Annotated in this window: 1 pseudogene; it reads right to left on the reverse strand. The window is 61.5% G+C overall.

Annotated elements, in window-relative coordinates:
• Positions 1 to 212 precede the first annotated feature (212 nt).
• Positions 213 to 1,509, reverse strand: a pseudogene (locus VL130_RS13370) (IS110 family transposase).
• Positions 1,510 to 1,661 lie beyond the last annotated feature (152 nt).

The following is a 1,661-nucleotide window of genomic DNA, read 5'->3' on the forward strand; positions in this document are numbered from 1 at the left end:
AACGTCCTATGTTGGGAAGCAGCGGCGGGAAAAGGCCAGCAGGTCTCGTTACGCCGAGGGTGATCGGCGTTGATGATTTTATGATCCAGATGGCTTCCATCGTCAAGGAAAGCACTCTCGGCCATAGCAAACACAGGATCCATCGAATGTCGAGGTTGTGGTCCTCACCGTCCTTAAGATGAGATGCGCATGCCAGATGGAAGGCCCGAACATTATCTACAGGGTCGCCGTAGCGCCCTCACGGCACAGCAGAGAGGGGTCCTTCCATCTGGTGTCCGCCCGTTCGACGAACGGGCGGTACTCGGTTCCCGTCTTGATGACGGCGTGCACGACGCGCGCCATCTTGGCGGTGAGAGCGGTCATCGCCTTGCGGCGGCGATCGGGATCGTCGGCACGGCCGTCGACATAGCGGGAGAGCTTGTCGCGGAAGCTGTTGTTGGGTTGTCGGATCGCGACCTGGGTGGCCATCCAGAAGGTGCGTCGCAGGCGGGCGTTGCCGTACTTCGACAGCTTGGTCCGCCCCCGAAATATCCCTGACTGGTAGGTGGCGAGGTCGAGACCGCAGAACTTGAGGAACTGGCGATGGTGGCTGAAGCGCCGCAGGTCCCCGGCCTCGGCCAGGATCGTCAGGGCGTTGATCGGACCGATGCCGGGGATCATGCGAAGGAGCTGGTAATCGCTGTTCGTCGCCAGCGCGTCATGGGCGATCCGCTCGATCTCGTTGCGTTGCTGAATCAGGGTGCGTGCCTGGGCGATGACCATACGGAACATGGCGACCGCCGTGGAATCTTCGTCGATCGGCAGCGCGATCGACGCGCAGGCGGTCTCGTAGATATCGTTGACCACCCGGGCCTTGGAGACCTTGCGACCGATCAAGGGCCATGCCTGTTCGGTGAACGCTTCGCGTCCGATCGAGGTAATGCTACCCGGCGTCGGGAACCGTTCGATCAGCGCCAGAAACCAGTCGGACCGGCTGTTGCCGGCGAAACGCTCGATCTCCGGGAAATACAGCGGCAGGTAGTGGGTGAGGATCCGATGCCACGTCTGGGTCTTCGCCCTGGAAATGGCTTCGTGGGTCTTCGACATCTCCTGCAGGTCATTGATGCCGGCGGCCAGCGGATCGACATAGCGCTGGGTTGTACCGATCCGCAGCATGTGCAGGATCACCTGCGCATCCTTGGAATCATTCTTGTCCCAGCCATTGTGCAGCGCTTCGCGCGTCCGGGCCAGAGCGACCGACGAAATCAGGCGCAGTTCGAACCCCGCGGACAGCAATCGATGCGCCAGTGTGCGATGATAGTTGCCGGTTGCTTCGAATCCGACGATCACGGGCCGGCTGATGGCGGTCAGATCGTCCGCCAGCCGGTCATAGTCCGCCTTCGTCGCCATGACGGTCATGCGGCGACGGCGGCCGCCTTCCGGTCGTTCGAGGAGGACTTCCTGGCGGTGCTTCGACATATCGATAGCTACCAGCACGGCGTCGGGTGGCGTAGAATAAAGCTTGGTCATGATCGGTCAGCCTCCAAAGGGTTGTGTCGACAACTTCTCTTTAGAGACCCGCTGGCCGGACTGCCTTGATGAAGCCGGCGGGCGCTACGCGCCCTTGTCTCCATCAAGGTATTGCCGCCCTTCGATAGGCCGCTTCCCAATGTGCTATGGCA

Origin of the sequence: Asticcacaulis sp. (assembly GCF_035497195.1) — a bacterium.
Taxonomy (GTDB): domain Bacteria; phylum Pseudomonadota; class Alphaproteobacteria; order Caulobacterales; family Caulobacteraceae; genus Asticcacaulis.